This window comes from Candidatus Regiella insecticola LSR1, assembly GCF_000143625.1.
Taxonomy (GTDB): Bacteria; Pseudomonadota; Gammaproteobacteria; order Enterobacterales; family Enterobacteriaceae; genus Regiella; species Regiella insecticola.
Genome location: NZ_GL379590.1, coordinates 118,203 through 137,034 on the forward strand (window position 1 = coordinate 118,203; position 18,832 = coordinate 137,034).

The 18,832-nt window shown below is 43.8% G+C and carries 19 protein-coding genes and 6 pseudogenes; 9 read left to right on the forward strand and 16 right to left on the reverse strand.

The window, feature by feature from the left end:
- Positions 1 to 31: 31 nt before the first annotated feature.
- The 3 genes from REG_RS14105 to REG_RS04140 are packed head-to-tail and all read right to left on the reverse strand — an operon-like array spanning position 32 to position 832.
- Positions 32 to 223, reverse strand: coding sequence for a transposase (locus tag REG_RS14105; RefSeq protein ID WP_260200071.1), 192 nt, complete (start codon positions 221 to 223; stop codon positions 32 to 34).
- Positions 216 to 464 carry a transposase gene (locus tag REG_RS14110; protein ID WP_260200036.1) on the reverse strand — a complete coding sequence of 83 codons (249 nt, stop codon included), beginning with the start codon at positions 462 to 464 and terminating at the stop codon, positions 216 to 218. The genes REG_RS14105 and REG_RS14110 overlap by 8 nt, the downstream gene beginning before the upstream one ends.
- A 14-nt stretch (positions 465 to 478) precedes the next feature.
- On the reverse strand, positions 479 to 832 hold the full coding sequence (locus tag REG_RS04140) for an IS630 transposase-related protein (RefSeq protein WP_006704355.1): 354 nt from the start codon (positions 830 to 832) through the stop codon (positions 479 to 481).
- 76 nt (positions 833 to 908) lie between these two features.
- On the opposite strand from REG_RS04140, the pseudogene REG_RS11955 reads away from it, so the two are divergent.
- Positions 909 to 1,103: pseudogene (locus tag REG_RS11955) on the forward strand (phage tail protein); the annotation flags it as partial.
- Positions 1,100 to 1,555: a phage virion morphogenesis protein gene (locus tag REG_RS04145; protein ID WP_006704583.1), complete on the forward strand. Its 456-nt coding sequence runs from the start codon at positions 1,100 to 1,102 to the stop codon at positions 1,553 to 1,555. The pseudogene REG_RS11955 and the gene REG_RS04145, both read left to right, overlap by 4 nt.
- Positions 1,556 to 1,567: 12 nt before the next feature.
- Here the strand turns inward: REG_RS04145 and REG_RS04150 are convergent, their stop codons facing one another.
- The 5 genes and pseudogenes from REG_RS04150 to REG_RS04165 all read right to left on the reverse strand — a co-directional run.
- Positions 1,568 to 2,011: a TA system VapC family ribonuclease toxin gene (locus REG_RS04150; protein WP_006704584.1), complete on the reverse strand. Its 444-nt coding sequence runs from the start codon at positions 2,009 to 2,011 to the stop codon at positions 1,568 to 1,570.
- On the reverse strand, positions 2,012 to 2,236 hold the full coding sequence (locus REG_RS04155; protein WP_039907266.1) for a hypothetical protein: 225 nt from the start codon (positions 2,234 to 2,236) through the stop codon (positions 2,012 to 2,014). It lies immediately after the preceding gene.
- Between the two features lie 227 nt (positions 2,237 to 2,463).
- Positions 2,464 to 3,528: an IS3 family transposase gene (locus REG_RS04160; RefSeq protein WP_039907267.1), complete on the reverse strand. Its 1,065-nt coding sequence runs from the start codon at positions 3,526 to 3,528 to the stop codon at positions 2,464 to 2,466.
- The gene (locus REG_RS11960; RefSeq protein WP_006704759.1) at positions 3,482 to 3,775 is read right to left on the reverse strand and encodes a hypothetical protein; all 294 of its coding nucleotides are present in this window, start codon (positions 3,773 to 3,775) and stop codon (positions 3,482 to 3,484) included. The genes REG_RS04160 and REG_RS11960 overlap by 47 nt, the downstream gene beginning before the upstream one ends.
- Before the next feature lie 73 nt (positions 3,776 to 3,848).
- A pseudogene (locus tag REG_RS04165) lies at positions 3,849 to 4,109 on the reverse strand (transposase family protein); the annotation flags it as partial.
- Positions 4,110 to 4,193: 84 nt separating this feature from the next.
- Between REG_RS04165 and REG_RS04170 the strand changes: the two are divergent.
- The 5 genes and pseudogenes from REG_RS04170 to REG_RS13140 form a co-directional block, all read left to right on the forward strand.
- Positions 4,194 to 4,400: pseudogene (locus REG_RS04170) on the forward strand (integrase core domain-containing protein); the annotation flags it as partial.
- Between the two features lie 53 nt (positions 4,401 to 4,453).
- Positions 4,454 to 5,476 (forward strand): NAD-dependent epimerase/dehydratase family protein, encoded by a 1,023-nt coding sequence (locus REG_RS04175; RefSeq protein ID WP_006704587.1) that lies wholly within the window; start codon positions 4,454 to 4,456, stop codon positions 5,474 to 5,476.
- Positions 5,454 to 6,260, forward strand: a complete 807-nt coding sequence (locus REG_RS04180; protein WP_006704588.1) for an MBL fold metallo-hydrolase — start codon at positions 5,454 to 5,456, stop codon at positions 6,258 to 6,260. The genes REG_RS04175 and REG_RS04180 overlap by 23 nt, the downstream gene beginning before the upstream one ends.
- Before the next feature lie 8 nt (positions 6,261 to 6,268).
- The gene (locus tag REG_RS04185; protein WP_087943376.1) at positions 6,269 to 7,324 is read left to right on the forward strand and encodes a F390 synthetase-related protein; all 1,056 of its coding nucleotides are present in this window, start codon (positions 6,269 to 6,271) and stop codon (positions 7,322 to 7,324) included.
- A 14-nt stretch (positions 7,325 to 7,338) separates the two neighbouring features.
- Positions 7,339 to 7,491 carry a hypothetical protein gene (locus REG_RS13140; protein ID WP_176603423.1) on the forward strand — a complete coding sequence of 51 codons (153 nt, stop codon included), beginning with the start codon at positions 7,339 to 7,341 and terminating at the stop codon, positions 7,489 to 7,491.
- Here REG_RS13140 and REG_RS11965 read toward each other — a convergent pair.
- The 3 genes and pseudogenes from REG_RS11965 to REG_RS04205 form a co-directional block, all read right to left on the reverse strand.
- Positions 7,484 to 8,307, reverse strand: a protein-coding gene (locus REG_RS11965) for an IS5-like element ISRein1 family transposase (protein WP_260200023.1) whose coding sequence is annotated in 2 segments (ribosomal slippage) — positions 7,484 to 7,920 and positions 7,920 to 8,307 — 825 coding nt in all. Because the reading frame shifts where the segments join, the coding sequence is not laid out codon by codon here. The two genes, REG_RS13140 and REG_RS11965, sit on opposite strands and share 8 nt — an antisense overlap.
- A 65-nt stretch (positions 8,308 to 8,372) precedes the next feature.
- Positions 8,373 to 9,104, reverse strand: a pseudogene (gene cydB / locus REG_RS04200) (cytochrome d ubiquinol oxidase subunit II); the annotation flags it as partial.
- Between the two features lie 34 nt (positions 9,105 to 9,138).
- Positions 9,139 to 10,565 (reverse strand): annotated as a pseudogene (locus REG_RS04205) (cytochrome ubiquinol oxidase subunit I); the annotation flags it as partial.
- Positions 10,566 to 10,650: 85 nt separating this feature from the next.
- On the opposite strand from REG_RS04205, the gene REG_RS11970 reads away from it, so the two are divergent.
- A protein-coding gene (locus REG_RS11970) for an IS5 family transposase (protein ID WP_407078952.1) occupies positions 10,651 to 11,414 on the forward strand; the annotation gives its coding sequence in 2 pieces (ribosomal slippage) (positions 10,651 to 11,011 and positions 11,011 to 11,414; 765 coding nt in all).
- Positions 11,415 to 11,423: 9 nt separating this feature from the next.
- Here REG_RS11970 and REG_RS11135 read toward each other — a convergent pair.
- The 5 genes and pseudogenes from REG_RS11135 to REG_RS14115 form a co-directional block, all read right to left on the reverse strand.
- Positions 11,424 to 11,567, reverse strand: a pseudogene (locus tag REG_RS11135) (cytochrome ubiquinol oxidase subunit I); the annotation flags it as partial.
- A gap of 103 nt (positions 11,568 to 11,670) precedes the next feature.
- Positions 11,671 to 13,734 carry a polyphosphate kinase 1 gene (gene ppk1, locus REG_RS04220; RefSeq protein ID WP_006704592.1) on the reverse strand — a complete coding sequence of 688 codons (2,064 nt, stop codon included), beginning with the start codon at positions 13,732 to 13,734 and terminating at the stop codon, positions 11,671 to 11,673.
- 159 nt (positions 13,735 to 13,893) lie between these two features.
- On the reverse strand, positions 13,894 to 15,288 hold the full coding sequence (gene radA / locus REG_RS04225) for a DNA repair protein RadA (protein WP_006704593.1): 1,395 nt from the start codon (positions 15,286 to 15,288) through the stop codon (positions 13,894 to 13,896).
- A gap of 105 nt (positions 15,289 to 15,393) precedes the next feature.
- Positions 15,394 to 16,236 (reverse strand): co-chaperone DjlA, encoded by an 843-nt coding sequence (djlA, locus tag REG_RS04230; RefSeq protein WP_006704594.1) that lies wholly within the window; start codon positions 16,234 to 16,236, stop codon positions 15,394 to 15,396.
- A gap of 68 nt (positions 16,237 to 16,304) precedes the next feature.
- Entirely contained in the window at positions 16,305 to 16,439 is a 135-nt protein-coding gene (locus REG_RS14115; protein WP_260200195.1) for a hypothetical protein, read from the reverse strand.
- 33 nt (positions 16,440 to 16,472) lie between these two features.
- On the opposite strand from REG_RS14115, the gene lptD reads away from it, so the two are divergent.
- A complete protein-coding gene (lptD, locus tag REG_RS04235; protein WP_006704595.1) occupies positions 16,473 to 18,797 on the forward strand; it encodes an LPS assembly protein LptD in 2,325 nt (774 codons plus the stop codon).
- Positions 18,798 to 18,832 lie beyond the last annotated feature (35 nt).

Genomic DNA, 18,832 nt, shown 5'->3' on the forward strand with positions numbered 1-18,832 from the left:
AATCACTATGGCTTATGCGGTATGAATTGATTTAAAATAAAGGGTCAGAAAACAAGGTATCGATATCACATAGTCGCTTTCTGCGAAGGGCTTTAGCTTGAGCCCATTTGTGCTCAATGGGATTCATGTCAGGAGAATACGTGGGGAGATATTCGAGAATAAAGCCAGCTTTCTGTATAGCAGCCTGGATGTCTTGGCGTTTATGGAAGCGCACATTATCCATCACAAGGACTGCCCCTGGAGGGGATTTTGGCAGTAAATCTTTGGGTGACCCAGGCATAAAAAATATCGCTGTTGATATGGCAGTCGAAGGTACAAACCGTAGTTAATTTTCCGTTAAGCTGTGCACCAATGACATTAGTACGTGCTTTGGCATGGCAATCGTGTTGGCCGTAACAGCGCTTCCCTTTCACTGAATAACCATAAAGACGCGGCATATCATGAGCAAAACCGCTTTCATCCACGTTAGCCCTGGAGCTTAGTCTGAAAATCTTTTCGAGCTTGGACGTCGGCTTTGGGGGGATAAAATGTTTTTTTTATAGCTAAAACCCGCCCGCTTTAAGGCATCACAGATACCCCTGGCACTCACACCCATCCGTGGCGCCCGCTCGTGCTGAGACGCGTCAGGGTAGGTTTCCACATCCAGAATCAACGCCGCTCTGTTTATTTTGGTAGCGGGTTTATTACGCGTCAAACAAGGCTCCAGGCGTTTCGCCCATCGCATCAAACTGGCACTTCCTACACCAAAACGGTCGGCGGTTTCAGCATAAGTGAGGGCTTCTTTCTTTTTGAAAGCCAATACATGTTGACGAAATTTTAAGGGATAAGTCATTTTGGTATTTATAGGTCAATAAATCATTTCGATATTGTACGTCAATTTATAACACCTAAGCCATAAACGTGCAGAGAGCTTCACTTTTGAAGCCGATCATATCAATCACAGCCTGCGTGATATCAGTATCAATCTCAAACTGACTGAACGGGTGATCGTCAAAGAACAACAGGGGATGTTACAGGTCACCCACAAGGATGAACCGCCGGATCCGGATACCACTGACCTTCACTATGAACGCTTTATCAAAAAAGAAAAAGTGGCACCATGACAACGCTAAAGCCCGGTGATCCACTGAGCCAAGCGCTCGCCCACCTGCTGAAACAATTATCTCCGGCACTCCGAAAAGCCTTCACCCGCCAGATAGCCAAACAATTACGGCAGAGGCAAAAGCAGCGTATCCAAGCACAACAGGCGCCCGATGGCACCCCGTTTGCGCCGCGCAAGCAAAAACGCCGTGATAAACACGGACGCATTAAACGCAAGATGTTTAGCCAATTACGCACCGCCCGCTTTTTAAAGCATAACAATAGCGCAGAGGAAGCCACAGTGAGTTTTGCGCGCCCTGTCACACCCGTAGCACGGGTGCATCATTATGGCCTACGGGATAAAGTCGCGCGCAACGGTGTCACCGTACGCTATGAACGCCGTCCGCTACTGGGGTTGACTGATAAGGATATTGAAAGGATCACTGATATGGCGTTGATGCATTTGGTGAATTAGGAATGTTGTATCTCAATAGCAGGTAGTTGCTGGAATGAGATGCAAACTCCGTGCACCATTATGTACAGCATCTGTCTCCAAACGTCGATCAAAAGTAGCAAGTTGTCCGTTGTGAGCACAAGCTAGTGCTAAAAGATAACTATCAGTCAGTTGAGCCGAAGTGAGTAAGCGTGTTGCATCCAGTTTTTCAGTATCCAATAAACTAATGTCGTCTGGCCAAAAACAATGACCGGGCAATGAGCACAACGTTGTCATCAATTCTGCCACCGCAGCAGGTGTGCCGGGTGAATTTGGATACCGTCCATGCCCCACAATACGTAGCACACCATTTTGGGTTAATGGGCAGGTAGCCCAATCTTGTCCTTGTTTTTCAAACCAAGTATGTGCAGCATCATGTTGAATATGGGCGGGATCAACCAGTGCTATTAACACATTAACATCGAGTAAAAATATCATTTATGGCAACTCATCACGTAATTGGTTTACTAACTCTGGTGTCACTAACATTCCATCACTACGTACTAACAACAGCGGAATACCATTACGTTTAGGATGACTCGGTACATGTAATGCTTGTCTAGCCAGTGATGAAATCACTGCCCCCAAACTCTTATTTTGTCTAGCTGCTAGCCCCTTAGCTGCCGCAAGGATATCATCATCAATAGCAAGTGTAGTTCGCATATTTTCTCCCGTAGATAGCATCAATCATCAGACATCTTACATCAAATGATCTTTTTTGTCATCGATGTTCACAGTTCAACATGTAGTTCCTTTCTCTGTCCCACTCCCCACACAACGCTGTTCACATGCTCCCGCGCCCGATAGGCGGCACACTGAGGGCATGAAAACTTTCGATAATGCAGACTATCGGTAATTGTCAATGTAGTTGTCGCCCAGGATGTAAAATCCTAGGCTGCTTTTCTGGCGTCTGGTTTCACCTTTTTTTCTCTGGATTTTTGTGGATTTAAATGGACTTCTTTCACATACGGCCACTGACGGATTTGACCTGCCCAGCGTGTAGGGTTTGCAGCGCGTGCCTTTTCATACACTGTGTTACGCTGAGCTAATAGGGCTTTATCAAGGCCTGCATGTCTTTGTGCAGGTGTGACAAATTCAATGGCACTGTGGCGATGTTCTTGATTATACCAGTGCACCACGTGTTCGACCCATGCGCGGGCGTCTTGCAGGTTGTCAAAAGGGTTAACCGGGTACTCAGGGCGATATTTTAGCGTCTTGAAGGCCGATTCAGAATAGGGATTGTCGTTGCTCAGGGAGGGTCGACTCAACGAAGTCGCTATTCCCAATGTTTCGAGCGTAAACAACAGGATAGCGCCTTTCATCGGGCTGCCGTTGTCGGAGTGTAGGGTGACTTGACCGGGCAAAATCCCCTCACGCTGACAAATATCTTTGATCATATCACTGGCATGCTGGGCACTTTCTTCAGCATATACCTGCCAACCGACAATCTTACGGCTAAAAATATCGAGGAAAAGGTAGAGGTAAAAATACTGGCCTTTAATACGGCTGGGGAGATAAGTGATATCCCAACTGTAGAGCTGGTTGGGCGCGGTGGCACAGAGTGCCCGAGGCTTAAAACGTGGTTTTGCCGGGCGTTCTGCTCGTCGATGCTTCAGTTGCCTGGCGTCCCGCAATACGCGATAAAAAGTGGATTCGGAGGCGAAATAGAGCCCTTCATCAGCCAACATCGGCACAATTTGACTCGGGGGTAAATGAGCAAATTTGGCCGAAGAGGTTATTTCCAGTAGCTTAGCCCGCTCACAGGGTGAGAGTTTGTGGGGCGGCGGCGCTGTTCGGCGCGTTCGGCCATCCACTTGCTCGATAGCTTTCTGCCAGCGCTGTAGGGTTCGCGTGCTTAGCCCAATCAGGAGACAAGCCTGTTGTTGCCGCGCTCCGGCCTGCGTTGATTCAGTAATCCACATCATAATAGACTGGCGCTGTTCGGGAATAATCATTTTTCCTCTTACTGCGTTGTGTTCGCTTCGGGTCACAAAAATCCGCGCGCCATTGCTTCAGGTGATGAACAAAAATACCCTGCCCCCTGCACCAAGAGGCGAGTTCACTTTCTGCTAAACAACTTCTTAGCTTCCTCGGCGGCACGTTAAGTTCATCCGCAATGGCTTTCATTGTACGCCCATTCCGATGATAAACCTTACACAGCGCCTGCTCTTTAAACTCTTCCGAATACGTCGGTTTTTCCATGATTATATCGCCTCTTTATTAGTTCCCATTAACGAAAATTAGAGGCGACAACTAGACTGACACTGGGGGATAGCAAGGTTTGAATCAGTAAATCCGTATCTAATGCATTGATAATGTTAGCAATGCAATGGCGGCGGGGGATGCCGTTTTGATAAGTGCCATACTTTTTTAGCCAATCGAGCTGAGCTTCGCCAAAATCCTGGATTGATTTCCATCCCGAGGCTCCACTTAACACCGCGGCAAAAACTAAGAAAATCACATCGATCAATTGGTGCTTAATATTGATATCTTTACGCGGGTCAGGAATCAGGGCTAATTGCTTTAAAATGCTCATGGTTAGATATTCATTAGGACAAATACTCTTATGATCATTCTGCCTACATAGAGTTCAAATTAAAGTGGGATCCCGCCCTGCTCCGTGAGCAACGACAATCCCTATTCTGAATCGGCCTTCAAGACGCTAAAATATCGCCCTGAGTACCCGGTTAACCCTTTTGACAACCTGCAAGACGCCCGCGCATGGGTCGAACACGTGGTGCACTGGTATAATCAAGAACATCGCCACAGTGCCATTGAATTTGTCACACCTGCACAAAGACATGCAGGCCTTGATAAAGCCCTAGTAGTGCTATTTGGTACTGCGGCGGGTCTTTCTCTGGGGGGCATGGTGTTGCTACCATGAAAATACTGGTTACGGGCGCCACCAGTGGATTAGGAAGAAATGCAGTGGAGTGGTTATTACAAGAAGGGCACCAAGTTCATGCCAGTGGGAGAGATACTTTCGCTGGACAACAGCTCAGTAAGTTAGGCGCTAAGTTTACCTCGTTGGATTTGGCGACAGCAACCGCTGAACAATGTCGTCATTTAGTCAAAGGATGCGACATCGTTTGGCATTGTGCAGCAAAATCTTCCCCTTGGGGAAGCCGCGTCTCATTTTATGCAGCTAATGTGGTGGCAACAGAAAAACTGGCGAAAGCCGCCGGTAAAGAGCGAGTAAAACGATTCATACATATATCGACCCCCTCAATTTATTTCGATTTTCAGCGCCATCACGACATAGAAGAAAATTATCGCCCAAAAAAATTTGTTAACCACTACGCGGAAAGCAAATTTATTGCGGAGCAGCGTATTAGACAAATACTGCCAGATTATCCAGGAACGACCTACATTATCTTGCGACCACGTGGGATATTTGGGGCACATGACCGAGTCCTTTTACCTCGTATCCTTTCACAGCTAAAAAGTAATAATGGCGTATTGTATTTGCCGCGGGCAGGTCATGTTTATGTCGATGTTACTTTTGTATTGAATGTGGTTCATGCCATGAATATTGCCAGCCAAAATAAACAGCTCACTTCTGGAGCGGCATTCAACATCACCAACCATCAGCCGCTTTATCTTGCCGACATGTTACAGCAATTATTCAGTCAACAAATGGGGATACATTTTCAGATCCGATCTATTTCCTACCCATTATTGTATGCGCTAGCCAGTGGTATGGAGCTATTGGCTTATTTTACCGGTAAAGCGCCAAAATTAACCCGTTATATTGCCGGGACGACTCATTTTGATATGACCCTGAGCCAAACCAAAGCCATCGGAGAGTTGGGATATCACCCCGGCTATTCAATGAATCAGGCGATTGAATTGACAGGAAAAGCGCTAAAGGATGAGATGAATGGCTCAGATCACTACCTTTGAAGTCGGTTATTGCTCACACCCTGGCTGTATGGTATTGCGTGGGGCTGGTTTTGGTATCAGAAAATTTCTGGCGCGCGCCTATTTTCTCGCGGTAGGAAATCGCTATTGGCTATGGGATACCGGTTATGCAGACCACTTTATTGAGCAAACAAAATACGGAATATTTCAAATTTATAGAAAAATGACGCCGGTTCATTTTAATCGACAAGAAAGTTTGATCAATCAGCTGACAGTATTAGGTATAGCTGAAAAAGAGTTTAACGGGTTGATTATTTCTCATTTTCACGGTGACCATATTGCTGGATTGCGTGATTTCAATCAATTGCCTGTCATCTGCTCTGGTGAAGGGTGGCAGCAGACCCGGCATTTACGTGGGATGGCAGCACTAAGACGCGCTTTTATCCCCGGATTAATCCCTGAAAATTTTGAATCCAGATTACAGTTTATTGAGGCGTTTCCTAAAACAAGGTTACCTGCGGTACTGGCACCTTTTGAGCAGGGGTATCTGCTCCCTGATAGCGCGAGAGAAATTATTCTGGTTCCTCTGCCAGGCCATGCTGCAGGTCATATTGGTGCTTTTATTTTGACGGAACAAGGTTGGACGTTATTAGCGAGTGATGCCGCGTGGACGCCATTAAACTATCAGGAAATGCGGGGGCCTTCGCGCATGACTAATCTATTGATGGATAACCCAGGTGACTATTACCAGACACTAAAACGGCTTAATCAGCTTTACCTTAATGGTAACGTGGATATCCGGTTGTGCCATGAGGGGGCGTTATAACGCAAAGTATGAATAATCCTCTGCATAAATTAAAAATATTGCAACATCTGTTGCAGTCTCGTTTTCGACGTTTTCATTCACCTGAACAATTGCGTCAATGGCAGGAAAAACAAATCAAAAGCCATTTGACGTGGGTTTGTCGCCATTCCCCCTTTTATTATGATTATCAGGGATGGGCGCTGGCAGATTTTCCATTGATGTCGAAAGCTAAAATGATGGAAAATTTTAATCAACTCAATACGTGCGGCCTTGATCGTGAAAAGCTTTTTGCGGTGGCTTGTCAAGCGGAGCAGACCCGTAATTTTAGTCAATCCCAGATTAATGGGATCACCGTTGGCCTGTCTTCGGGGACTTCGGGTCAGCGGGGGTTTTTTGGGGTCTCCAAAGCAGAATCACTGGAATGGGCCGGACGGATGCTCGGGCGCATGCTGCCTCAACTGCGTGGCAAGCATCGTATTGCATTACTATTGCGAGCCAATAGTCCGCTGTACCAAACCATAAATCAAGGATCGGTGCAATTTTACTATGTTGACGTGACACAACCGCCTTCTCAGTGGTTATCAAGCCTGGAAAATTTCCGCCCTACCGTGCTAGTTGGAAGTGCTCAAGCTCTGCAGTTATGTGCCAGTCAACACTTGTCTTTACGGCCCCAATTGGTGATATCCAGTGCTGAGGTGTTAACCCCTTCAGACAGAAAAACGCTAGCAATCCATTTTTCCTGTCCGATCCATGAAGTTTATCAGTGTACTGAAGGCTTTCTCGCTTGTACACACGCAGATGGGATCTTGCGTTGGAATGAAGATATGGTTCATGTTGAACCCTATTGGTTAACACCAGAGAAAACACATTATTCCCCCATCATCACTGACTTTCGTCGACGTACTCAACCGATCATTCGCTATTTGCTGGATGATGTTATTGAAGCCGGTGATGACACTGGCGTGTTTAAGCCAATTCGCAGTATTACCGGTCGTAGTGGTGACCAACTTCATTTACCTGCAAAAAACACATCGGAGAGGCTCTGTGTACTGTCTGATTTGATTTATCGAGCGATCACACCTTAAGTTCATCGGTTGCATTGGACTATCGGATAAGCCAACTGGATGATTGCCAGACACGGATAGAAAGTGATCGTCATCATCAAAAGATTGAGCAAGCATTGAAACAATTATTTTTTAGGTTAGGCGTGGCAGATCACATTAGACCTCTTCGGAAACTATCATTTATCTAATTTCCATGTTATAAATTGCAGCAATCAGATTAAATCTTAATCCAAAACGTTTTCGCCTGTTTCGATAACGGTCTGATACAATTTTAAATCTTTTAATCATACCAATGACATGTTCGTTTAATACACGCTGGCTTGATAACGCACGATTGTTGCGTTTATCTTCTTTTGTTAAGGGATTTTTCTTTGTCTTTTTCTTAGGCAACGCCGAGTTTGAATGAATCTTGCCAAGCCCTTGGTAACCTGTATCGGTAACTGTTTTGATGTCAGGATGTATTCGCACACCAGACTCCTTAAACAACCTAAAATCATGGCGCCTCCCATTCGTAAAGCTTGTACAGATGACTGCTTTACTTTTTTTATCAACGAGCACTTGTGTTTTTAAGGTGTGTCGTTTCTTTTTTCCTGAGTAAAACGGCTTTTGTTTTTTTGGGGACGTTCAATCGGCGTTTCTGTGGCATCAATAAGAACCAGCTCATACTCCCTATCCCTTTTTAATACAGCTTTGCGTCCAGGTAGGGCAAAATCAGGATGCTTTATTAGCGTATTCTCTATCCATTTAATCGTTTCATAGCATGTGCTCTCACTCACGCCATAGCTTTGGCTGACATGAAAATAAGTGCGATATTCTCGTATATACTCCAGTGCCATTAATAAGCGCTCTTCTAAACCCCGCTTGGGTTTCCGACCTCCCTTCCCTTGCTTACTCTTATCTGCTTCATTCAATATCTTTATCATCTTTTCAAATGTACTGCGTTTAACACCCGTTAAGCGACGAAATTTTTCCTCTTCCAGTACTTTTATTACTTCATATTTCATGGCGGCTCCTTGTTCAGGAGTGTTTTACCAAAATTCTTATATGAATGCTAGTTTCCGAAGAGGTCTAATGGATTAGAGGCAGCGCTGGTATTCACTACCGAAGTAATAACAAAACCATCAATGCCCACTATCAGCCATATCCCGGCCAATAAAAAGGCGATAGACATTATTAAAGCCGAAATCTGCGCCGCCTGACAGGAACGCAAATACAATTCACCTCGAGTCCGCATCTGCAAGTAAGTCGCCCCTTGAGTCACTAACATAGCTAAACTCACCACGCCAGCTAATAAACCAAAAGGATTGAGCAATTGAAAAAAATCACCGGTATAAAATAAACGAAGATAACTATCGATATAAAAGGGAACCCCTTGCAATAAGTTGCCAAAAATCACGCCAAACACCACCGCTGGAACTAAGCTACCCACGACAATCCCCCAATCCCATAGATTACGCCATCTAGGATGATCAAGTTTTGCGCGGTAATCAAAACCCACGGGACGAAAGAACAGCGCAGCTAATACCAACATCATTGTAATGTAAAAACCCGAAAACGCCGCCGCATAGACCATCGGCCAAGCAGCAAATAAAGCACCACCGGCAGTAACCAACCAAACTTGATTGCCTTCCCAGTGAGGAGCAATCGAATTGATCATAATACGGCGCTCAACATCAGTTTTACCGATAATGCGCAGTAAAATTCCCACGCCGATATCGAATCCATCGGTAACAGCAAAACCGATGAGTAGCACCCCAATCAGCAGCCACCAAGCAAAACGCAATACTTCATAATCAAACAACATAAAATAGACTCCTAGCGGCTCTTACTGTGCTTTATATTACCGAAACCGAACTGCTTTTTTCAGGCGGGTATTCAAAATGATAACGCCCCGTTTTCAAGCTACTCGGCCCTAAGCGAGCAAATTTAAACATCAGATACATTTCCACTATTAAAAACAAAGTATATAGACCGCAAATGAGCGCCATAGAAAACCAAATATCGCTGGCATTCAACGAAGAATGCGCCATTGCGGTCGGCAAAACTTCACCAATCGCCCAAGGTTGACGACCATATTCAGAAACAAACCAACCGGCTTCCACGGCAATCCAAGGTAGCGGCAGCGCGTACAGTGCCGCCCAATGCACCCATTTTTTCTCTCCAATTTTGTCTCGCACCACACAATAAAAAGAAGCACCCATAACCAATAAAATGAGTAACCCACAAGCGACCATAATGCGAAAACCAAAATAGAGTGGCAAAACAGGTGGAATCGAATTTTTAGTGGCCAGTTGAATCTGTTCTTCACTGGCATCGATGACATTTGGCGCATATTGTTTCAACAATAGACCGTACCCCAAATCTTTTTTCGTTTCATTAAATGCTTGACGTATTGCCGGATCAGTCTCTCCGGCGCGTAATGTCTCAAGCAAATGATAAGCTTGCATACCGTTACGAATACGTTTTTCATGTTGCAACATCAATTCACGCAAACCCAGCACCGGCTTATCCACTGAGCGGGTCGCAATTAAACCAAGGAGATAAGGAATTTGCAGGCTAAAAGCATTTTCCATTTTTTCTTGATTTGGGATGGCAAATAGCGTGAAGGGGGCTGGGTTTCCCATTCGGCTTCAATGGCGGCTAGTTTTGTTTTTTGTACATCCCCCATCTCATAACCCGATTCATCGCCTAAAACAATAACTGATAGCGTAGCTGCTATACCAAAGCTAGCAGCGATGGCAAAGGAACGTTTGGCAAAGGGGATATCACGGCCTTTTAATAAATAATAAGAACTGATCGCCAATACAAACATGGCACCAGTCACATAACCTGCCGCAACGGTGTGGACAAATTTCACTTGAGCAACCGGATTAAACACCAGTTCAGAAAAACTGAGCATTTCCATCCGCATGGTTTCAAAGTTGAAATCAGAGGCGATTGGATTTTGCATCCAACCATTGGCAATGAGGATCCATAATGCCGAAAAGTTAGAGCCTAAAGCGACCAGCCAGGTCGCCGCCAAATGCTGATATTTGTTTAAACGATCCCAACCAAACAAAAATAGTCCCACAAAAGTCGATTCAAGAAAAAACGCCATTAAGCCTTCAATCGCTAAAGGCACACCAAAAATATCGCCGACGTAATGTGAGAAATAAGACCAATTGGTGCCAAATTGGAACTCCATGGTTAACCCTGTCGCGACGCCTAAAGCAAAATTAATCGCGAATAATTTACCCCAAAATTTCGTCATATCCTTATATAGTGTCGTCACGTAATAAAAAATATATTATCATGTAACAAATAACGACAACTGTTGAGATGATTCAATAATGAAAGATGATTCGGGAATGAATTTAGCCCATCGCCGCCACGATATATCCGATCATGTTTGGAGCCTATTGGAAGCTCATATCCCGGGGAGAAAAGGCACTTGGGGTGGCATAGCCAGAGATAACAGGCAGTTTATTAATGCTGTTTTCTGGATATTGAGAACCGGCGCTCCCTGGCGTGATTTACCGCCTGATTATGGCGGTTGGAAAAATACTCATCGCCGGTTTTGCCGCTGGCGTGACAAGGGGCTATGGGAGTCTCTGCTCGAAGCGCTGATTGTGGAGCCAGATTTTGAATGGCTGATGATTGATGCCACTCATAGCAAAGTTCACCCTCATGCAGCAGGCGCAAAAGGCGGTAATCAGGATATGGAGCGCACAAAAGGGGGCTCAACAGTAAGATACATCTGGCCGTGGATGCGCATGGTATGCCGGTCAGAATTTTTATTACATCAGGTACCACAGCAGATTGTCAGCAAGCAACGAATTTAACCAAAGGTATTGCAGCAGAATATCTGTTGGCTGACAAGGGCTATGACAGTGATAACATCATTAAAAAAGCAGAAGAAGCCGGCATGCAAATCGTAATACCACCTAAAAAGAATCGTAAAATTCAACGTGAGTACGATAAAGCGCTCTACAAGCATCGACATCTCGTGGAAAATGCTTTTCTGCACCTAAAGCGCTGGCGAGGTATTGCTACTCGTTATGCAAAAAATACCTCCTCTTTTCTCGCTGCTGTACAAATACGATGCCTTGCTCTATGGCTCAAAATTTCATGACGACACTATATAGATTTGCTTGCCGGATAACACATAAACGGTTTCCATGATGGCCAGTAAAAACGCCAACCCCAGCGTTAAAGGAATAAAAAGGAAATGGTACATGGCGGTTAAGGCAAACTGTAATCGTGAAAGCTCCTCAATATCTAACATTTTTACTCCTCTCTCCTGGTGAAGGCTTCATCATAAACCGGTAAAGCATCAATTCAGTATTATAATAATATGTATTAGTTTAAATATAATTTCGAACAGACTCTTACAACTCTCTTTGCTCCAACGCTTTTAAATAATCATAAATCGCCATTTGGGCACGTATTTTTCGTTTATTGCCACGAGGTACATAACGATTGCTCATTTCTTTATCAAGATAACGTGCTCTCACGGTGTCGCTAAAAAGTAGGTCTAAAATAGCCAATACTCTTTGCTTTAGCCATAAATCGAACAAAGGCACCGCCACCTCAATACGATAATCAATATTTCGGGTCATCCAGTCCGCTGATGATAAATAAACCAAGGTGTTACCTTTATTTTCAAATACGTAGACACGGTCATGTTCTAAAAAACGATCCACAATACTGATCGCTTGAATATTTTCACTGACACCCGGTACATTAGGTACCAATGAACATATTCCACGTATCAGTAAGCAAACTTTCACACCCGCCTGCGATGCCTCGTATAATTTATCGATCAGGCCATTATCAACTAAATTATTGATTTTTAATTTAATGGCAGCATTTTGACCCTTTTTAGCATGAGAAATTTCTTGATCGATCAATTGATATAATTTTGACCGCGAATTTTGTGGTGAAACAATTAGATGATCAAATATCACCGGCCGATAAGGATTTTCTATAAAACTAAAGACACGACGCACTTCATTAGTAATACGCGCATCCGCCGTTAGTAAAGAATAATCGGTATAAAGCCGGGCGGTTTTTTCGTTGAAGTTACCGGTACCAATATGGGCATATCTGATAATTTTTTTATCTTCACGGCGAGATATCAAAAATAGTTTGGCATGAATTTTTAAGCCAGGAGCAGAGAATATAACGTGTACCCCCGCTGCCGTTAGGCTTTTCGCCCAATAGATATTGGCTTCTTCATCAAAACGCGCTTGTAGTTCAACCACGACCGTCACTTTTTTACCGTTATGGGCGGCATAGATCATCGAGTCAATAATGCGTGAATCTTTAGCCACGCGATAAATATTGATTTTAATCGCAATGACATTAGGGTCAAATGAAGCTTCATGCAGTAGTTCTAATACATGTTCAAAAGTATGATAGGGGTAATACAACAACACGTCTTTTTCACGAATAGCATCAAAAGTATTGCGAAATTGATTAAATCGATTATGCCGTAAACAAGGCATCGGGGGATAAAGCAGGTTACTTTTGCCGATATTGGGAAAACACATAAAATCTTTCAAGTTGTGGTAACGTCCCCCTGCAATCACCGAGTCATAATTGGAAATCGCTAAATTTTCACACAGTGATTTCATCATCTCATTCGGCATATCTTTTTGATAAACAAAGCGTACCGGCTCTGCCGTTAGGCGCTTTTTTAGACTCGATGACATCAGTTCTAATAGGCTGGATTCCATTTCAGTAACCAAATCATATTCCGCATCGCGCGTCATTTTCATCGAATAGGCGTTTAATTTATCGTAATCGAAAAATCCTTTAAAAATTTCGTCAAGACAATAACGCAAGATGTTATCGAGTAAAATAATCGGCTTGCGTCGCCGCGGGGCCTCTGGTGGTAACTTCACAAAACGGGGCACCTTGTCTGCTGGGATTTCTAGCAGTGCGTATTCCGTCTGTTGCCCTTTAATTATTTCAATCGCCAAATAAGTAGAGTCATCCTTTAAAAATCGGACTAATTTTGTGTCTTGATTAATCAGAATCGGCGTGACATGTTGACGTAAAGCGTGCTTAAAATATTGCCGCAACCAGGTTTGTTGATTTTCTGAAATTTGTCGTTCATTAACCAAAAATATGTGCTTACGCGCCATTTCTAACAATAGATCGTTATACAAATTATCAAATGCCTGCTCAGCTTGAACGACTTTGGCCTGAATTTTTTTCAATAAATGGCGAGAGGCTATACGCGAACCCTGTTCTTTGCTGATTAAAATGCGCTTTTTTAACTCAGCAAAACGCACTTTATAAAACTCGTCCAGATTGTTGGAATAAATGCCAAGATAACGCATTCGTTCAATCAAAGGGTTGCTGTGATCAGCCGCTTCCTGAAGCACTCGTTCATTAAAAGATAACCAGCTCAGTTCTTTCTCGGTGTAGAGCTTTTCCTGATTCATAGCGACTCCATATAATAGAAACCTACTGCGTATACGAACTAGGGTTTCGAAAGAGGTCTAATGATCGGTGCCTTTCAAGTTACGGCGGCGTTGGCAGCGATCACTCATCCTCCGTCATGTACCGATTCGATTGATTGCTGCCTTGCCGTAACTCGAAATTCATTGGGTATATAAATCCTCTAATAAGGACAGTGTATCTGCCAATTTTTTCATGCCAAATACCTTCATATTGGCTACTTCTTTTTTGGGAATATTAGCGTAAGGCACGATGGCGCGCTTAAAACCGTGTTTGGCAGCTTCCGAGATCCGTTCTTGTCCATTGGGTACTGGGCGAATTTCTCCTGCCAAACCTACCTCGCCAAATACCACCAAATCTTTTGGCAATGGACGATCTTTTAAACTAGAAATTAAGGCCAGCAAGAGAGCCAGATCGGCACTGGTTTCCGTGACTTTCACCCCACCGACAACATTGACGAATACATCTTGATTCGACATTTGTAAACCACCATGGCGATGCAACACTGCCAATAATATCGCTAGGCGATTTTGCTCTAACCCTACGGCGACACGGCGGGGATTAGCCAGCATGGACTGATCGACCAGTGCCTGGATCTCAACTAATAACGGGCGAGTGCCTTCCCAAACGACCATGATTGAGCTGCCGGCGGTAATTTCATCTCCTCGACGGAGGAAAATAGCAGAAGGATTATTCACCTCACGCAATCCCTGCTCTGTCATGGCAAAAACGCCTAATTCATTAACCGCGCCAAAGCGATTTTTATGACTGCGAAGCGTACGAAAGCGAGCATCACTATCACCATCGAGCATCACTGAACAATCAATACAATGCTCTAGTACTTTAGGCCCAGCCAGTGCGCCGTCTTTAGTAACGTGGCCTACCATTACAATAGCGATACCCTGTGTCTTGGCAAAACGGGTTAGATAAGCCGCGGTCTCACGCACTTGTGCCACACTGCCCGGTGAAGATTGAATATCTGAAATGTGCATGACTTGAATCGAATCGATAACAATGAGTTTTGGCTGTTCGTGCTCGGCAATTAAGCAAATTTGTTCAATGCTGGTTTCAGATAGCAAATTCAGATTTGCCGTAGGTAAATTAAGACGGTGAGCGCGCATGGCTATTTGTTGTAACGATTCTTCGCCGGTGACATAAAGGGTTTTCATATTGATGGCAAGCTGGCACAGTGTTTGTAACAACAGAGTGCTTTTCCCCGCACCAGGGTTTCCTCCAATCAGAATAGTACTGCCTGGTACTACTCCGCCGCCCAATACTCGATCAAATTCTTGAAATCCAGTAGAAAAACGAGGAAGTTCAGCAAGATCGATGTCTGAGAGTTTTTGTACCTGATTATGGTTTATCCCTGATTTTCCAGCGTAACCGACAAAACGTTGACGGCCAGGAGAGGAAACCTCTGCCAACCGCACTTCACTGATATTATTCCAAGCATGACAAGCGCTACACTGCCCTTGCCAACGTGGATAATCGGTACCACATCCATTGCAGACAAATACCCGTTTTGCGACTTTAGCCACAGTGTTACCTCAATTGAGCTTCGCTAAAAAAGATTTCGAATATACCCTCGCCTTTGAAGCCATCTTGCCGTAACTCGAAATTCATTGGGTATAGACGCTTAGCACCTATTTAAATCCCTTTTCACGTTTGATTAAATTATAAGCAGCTTGAATTTCTTGTGTTTTTTCTTTTGCCATTCTCATCATTTCAGGAGGTAAACCTTTTGCGATGAGTTTGTCAGGATGATGTTCGCTCATCAATTTTCTATAAGCCCGTTTAACAGCAACATAGTTATCGCTATTTTTTACCCCTAGCACTTTACAAGCATCGGCTAATGTAGGCTCTCGAGCCGTTTGCCTGAAATTGCCTTGTCGATCCCCTTGATTACCTTCTCCTTGATATTGCCATCCCCCTTCATGATAAAATTGGCGTCCTCCTTCCATTGTATTAATCAATTGCTCAAACTGAGCAGAAGAAATTCCCAGCTCTTCAGCAATAGTCTTTAATACCTTCCGTTCACTAGGATGAAGAAAACCATCTGAAAAAGCAGCCTGAAACTGAATTTCTAAAAATATTCTGATTAAATCAAAACGCCCAAAACAAATACGACGTAATTCTTGCAACTTTTCTCGTAACAGAAATTGACTTTCTTTACCTTCACGGAAAGCACGTTGTGCGGCTATACGTGCTTCACCGTGCAGTTGCATCCGTTCCATCAACTGATTGGCTAGCTGAATATCAAGCTCAGTCACCCGCCCTTTAGCTTTACTTACATGCCCCATCACTTGAAAAGTGCAACGAAAAAAGAGTGATTGTCGTACTTGTTGACTGGTGAAAAAGCCACTACGCCCAGCATTTCTGGCTTTATCCACCGTATGGCCAACAAGTAATCCCAATAATATCCCCCAGAAACCAATACCAGACATTAATCCTAATATCAGACCGAGCAGTTTTCCCCAATGCGGCATAGGCTCCTCATATTCATTATGCTCTAAGCCAAAATTTCCATTATCATACTCGGCATCTCGTTGATAACCTATACCCTTCGCCTTTGATGTTGGCTGCGAGTGTTCGCCGAATCACGTAGTAGTCTACGCTCATCGGGTCTCACGCCCTGGCCGCAGCTTAAAAGACGAAGGGTATAACGACAAAAGCGACAAAAAATGGCCAAATTTAACCCTAGTGCAAGGATGATGAGTAAAATATGAAAAAAAAGTCTTCAATACTGCTCGCTACTTTGATCTGGTCAGCATTCACTAGTAGGCATGCATTGGCCGACCTTGCTGAACAATGTATGCTCGGCGTCCCTAGATACAATAAACCGTTGGTGAGCGGCGATATCAATCAGCTCCCTGTGAATGTTCAAGCGGATAAAACGGTGGCTCACTATCCTAATAACGCTCGATTTATCGGCAATGTGACTGTTGAGCAAGGCAACAGTAGGCTGACCGCTAATCACGTTGATCTCTATCAGACACAAGAAAACCAGCACAGCCTTCCCGAACGTACAGTAACAGCCACAGGTAATGTCAACTATGAAGATCCAGCGATCACGTTAAAAGGACCAAAAGGTTGGTCTAACTTAAATACCAAAGATACCAATATCACTAAAGGCCAGTATCAAATGATGGACAAACAAGGCCGTGGTGACGCAGATCTGATGAAATTACGTGGTGAAGAACGCTATACCATTTTAGAAAATGGCACCTTCACTTCCTGTCTTCCTACCGATAACAGTTGGAGCATTCAAGGCGCTCATATCATTCATGATAAAAAAGAACAGCTTGCTAAAATATGGCATGCTCGTTTTAAAATTGGCTCAGTACCTGTGTTCTATAGCCCCTATTTACAATTACCGACAGGAGATAAGCGACGTTCCGGTTTTTTGATCCCTAATGCCGCTTATACTAGCAATAATTATTTTGAATTCACACAGCCTTATTATTGGAATATTGCGCCTAATTTTGATGCCACCATCACCACTCGCTATCTACACAAACGCGGGGTGCAATGGCAAAATGAATTTCGTTACTTATTAGCTCCAGGAAGCGGGACTATGGCACTGGAATGGTTGCCAAATGATAACGCTTATCTTGCTACCGGTGTTAACGATAGCAACACGCGCTGGTTATATAATTGGAAACACTCAGGTGTTATGGATAAAGTATGGCGTTTTAATGTCAATTATACCAAGACCAGTGATACAAAATATTTTAGCGATCTTAGCTCGCCCTACGGCTCTACCACCGATGGTTATGCAACACAAATATTCAGCGCCGGCTATATGCAGAAAAACTGGAATATGACACTGTCTTCTAAACAATTCCAAATATTCACTACCGGAGGCAATCAAAACGCTTATCGTGCTCAGCCTCAAATAGACATAAATTATTATAAGAATAATCTAGGGTCTTTCGATTTTCATACCTATGGTCAAATAGCAAAATTTACCAGTGTTAATGCTAAAAATCCTAAAACCAAACGCTTCCATATTGAACCAACCCTCCATCTGCCACTGGCCAATAGCTGGGGCAGTGTCAGCACTGAAACTAAACTGATGCTGACTCATTACCAACAGGATATCCCGGTAAATACACCAAAATTAGAACAGTCTGTTAGCCGGGTAATGCCCCAATTTCAGGTCGACGGAAAACTGGTTTTTGATCGACCGATGGACTGGAAAAGTCGTTTTACACAAACGTTAGAGCCACGCATACAATATCTTTATGTTCCCTATCATAATCAGGATAATATTTACTTTTATGACACCACTTTATTGCAAAATGATTATGCCGGATTGTTCCATAATCGAGGCTATAGCGGCTTAGATCGCATCGCTTCAGCCAATAAAATTACCAGTGGTTTAACTTCCCGCATTTTTGACGATAATTTAGTGGAACGTTTCAACGTTTCCATTGGTCAAATTTATCATTTAAGCCCCTCTCGTATAGAGAGTGCCACTCCGATCAATAAAGATAGTGATACCGGAAGTTCAGTATGGGTAGGTGAGAGTTATTGGCGTATAACTGATAACTGGGGTTTAAGAGGAGGAACACAGTATGACACGCGCTTGGGACATTTAACGCAAAGCAATGGAATCATGGAATATCGCCCTGACGCTGAGCGAGTACTGCAGTTCAATTATCGCTATGCTAGCCCTGAATATATTCAGGCTTCTGTACCCAATGTGAAAAATCCAGGCTATCAGCAAGGTATTTCACAAGCAGGGATTGTCGCCGGCTGGCCGTTAGCTGATCGTTGGGCTATCGTCGGCGCCTATTACTATGATACCAAAGCCAAGCAATCGGCCAGCGAGTTAGTAGGTTTGCAATACACTACCTGTTGTTGGGCGGCTAACATAGGATATGAGCGAAAAATTATGGGTTGGGATGGAAAAAATAATAATAATAGTAAGTATGACGAGCGTATATCCTTTAATATTAGCTTACGTGGCTTCAATAATGACTATAGCCTAGGTACTCATAAGATGTTGAGCGCCGGAATTTTACCGTATCAACATGCTTTTTAATACAGTAGACTTCTCAGAGCCTATATATCCAATGA

Excerpts from the sequence above, each read along its gene's own strand:
- REG_RS14105 (WP_260200071.1), bottom strand. The coding sequence starts at position 223 with ATGGATAATGTGCGCTTCCATAAACGCCAAGACATCCAGGCTGCTATA.
- REG_RS04140 (WP_006704355.1), bottom strand. The coding sequence starts at position 832 with ATGACTTATCCCTTAAAATTTCGTCAACATGTATTGGCTTTCAAAAAG.
- REG_RS04145 (WP_006704583.1), top strand. The coding sequence starts at position 1,100 with ATGACAACGCTAAAGCCCGGTGATCCACTGAGCCAAGCGCTCGCCCAC.
- REG_RS04150 (WP_006704584.1), bottom strand. The coding sequence starts at position 2,011 with ATGATATTTTTACTCGATGTTAATGTGTTAATAGCACTGGTTGATCCC.
- REG_RS04155 (WP_039907266.1), bottom strand. The coding sequence starts at position 2,236 with ATGCGAACTACACTTGCTATTGATGATGATATCCTTGCGGCAGCTAAG.
- REG_RS04160 (WP_039907267.1), bottom strand. The coding sequence starts at position 3,528 with ATGATTATTCCCGAACAGCGCCAGTCTATTATGATGTGGATTACTGAA.
- REG_RS11960 (WP_006704759.1), bottom strand. The coding sequence starts at position 3,775 with ATGGAAAAACCGACGTATTCGGAAGAGTTTAAAGAGCAGGCGCTGTGT.
- REG_RS04175 (WP_006704587.1), top strand. The coding sequence starts at position 4,454 with ATGAAAATACTGGTTACGGGCGCCACCAGTGGATTAGGAAGAAATGCA.
- REG_RS04180 (WP_006704588.1), top strand. The coding sequence starts at position 5,454 with ATGGCTCAGATCACTACCTTTGAAGTCGGTTATTGCTCACACCCTGGC.
- REG_RS04185 (WP_087943376.1), top strand. The coding sequence starts at position 6,269 with ATGAATAATCCTCTGCATAAATTAAAAATATTGCAACATCTGTTGCAG.
- ppk1 (WP_006704592.1), bottom strand. The coding sequence starts at position 13,734 with ATGAATCAGGAAAAGCTCTACACCGAGAAAGAACTGAGCTGGTTATCT.
- djlA (WP_006704594.1), bottom strand. The coding sequence starts at position 16,236 with ATGCCGCATTGGGGAAAACTGCTCGGTCTGATATTAGGATTAATGTCT.
- lptD (WP_006704595.1), top strand. The coding sequence starts at position 16,473 with ATGAAAAAAAAGTCTTCAATACTGCTCGCTACTTTGATCTGGTCAGCA.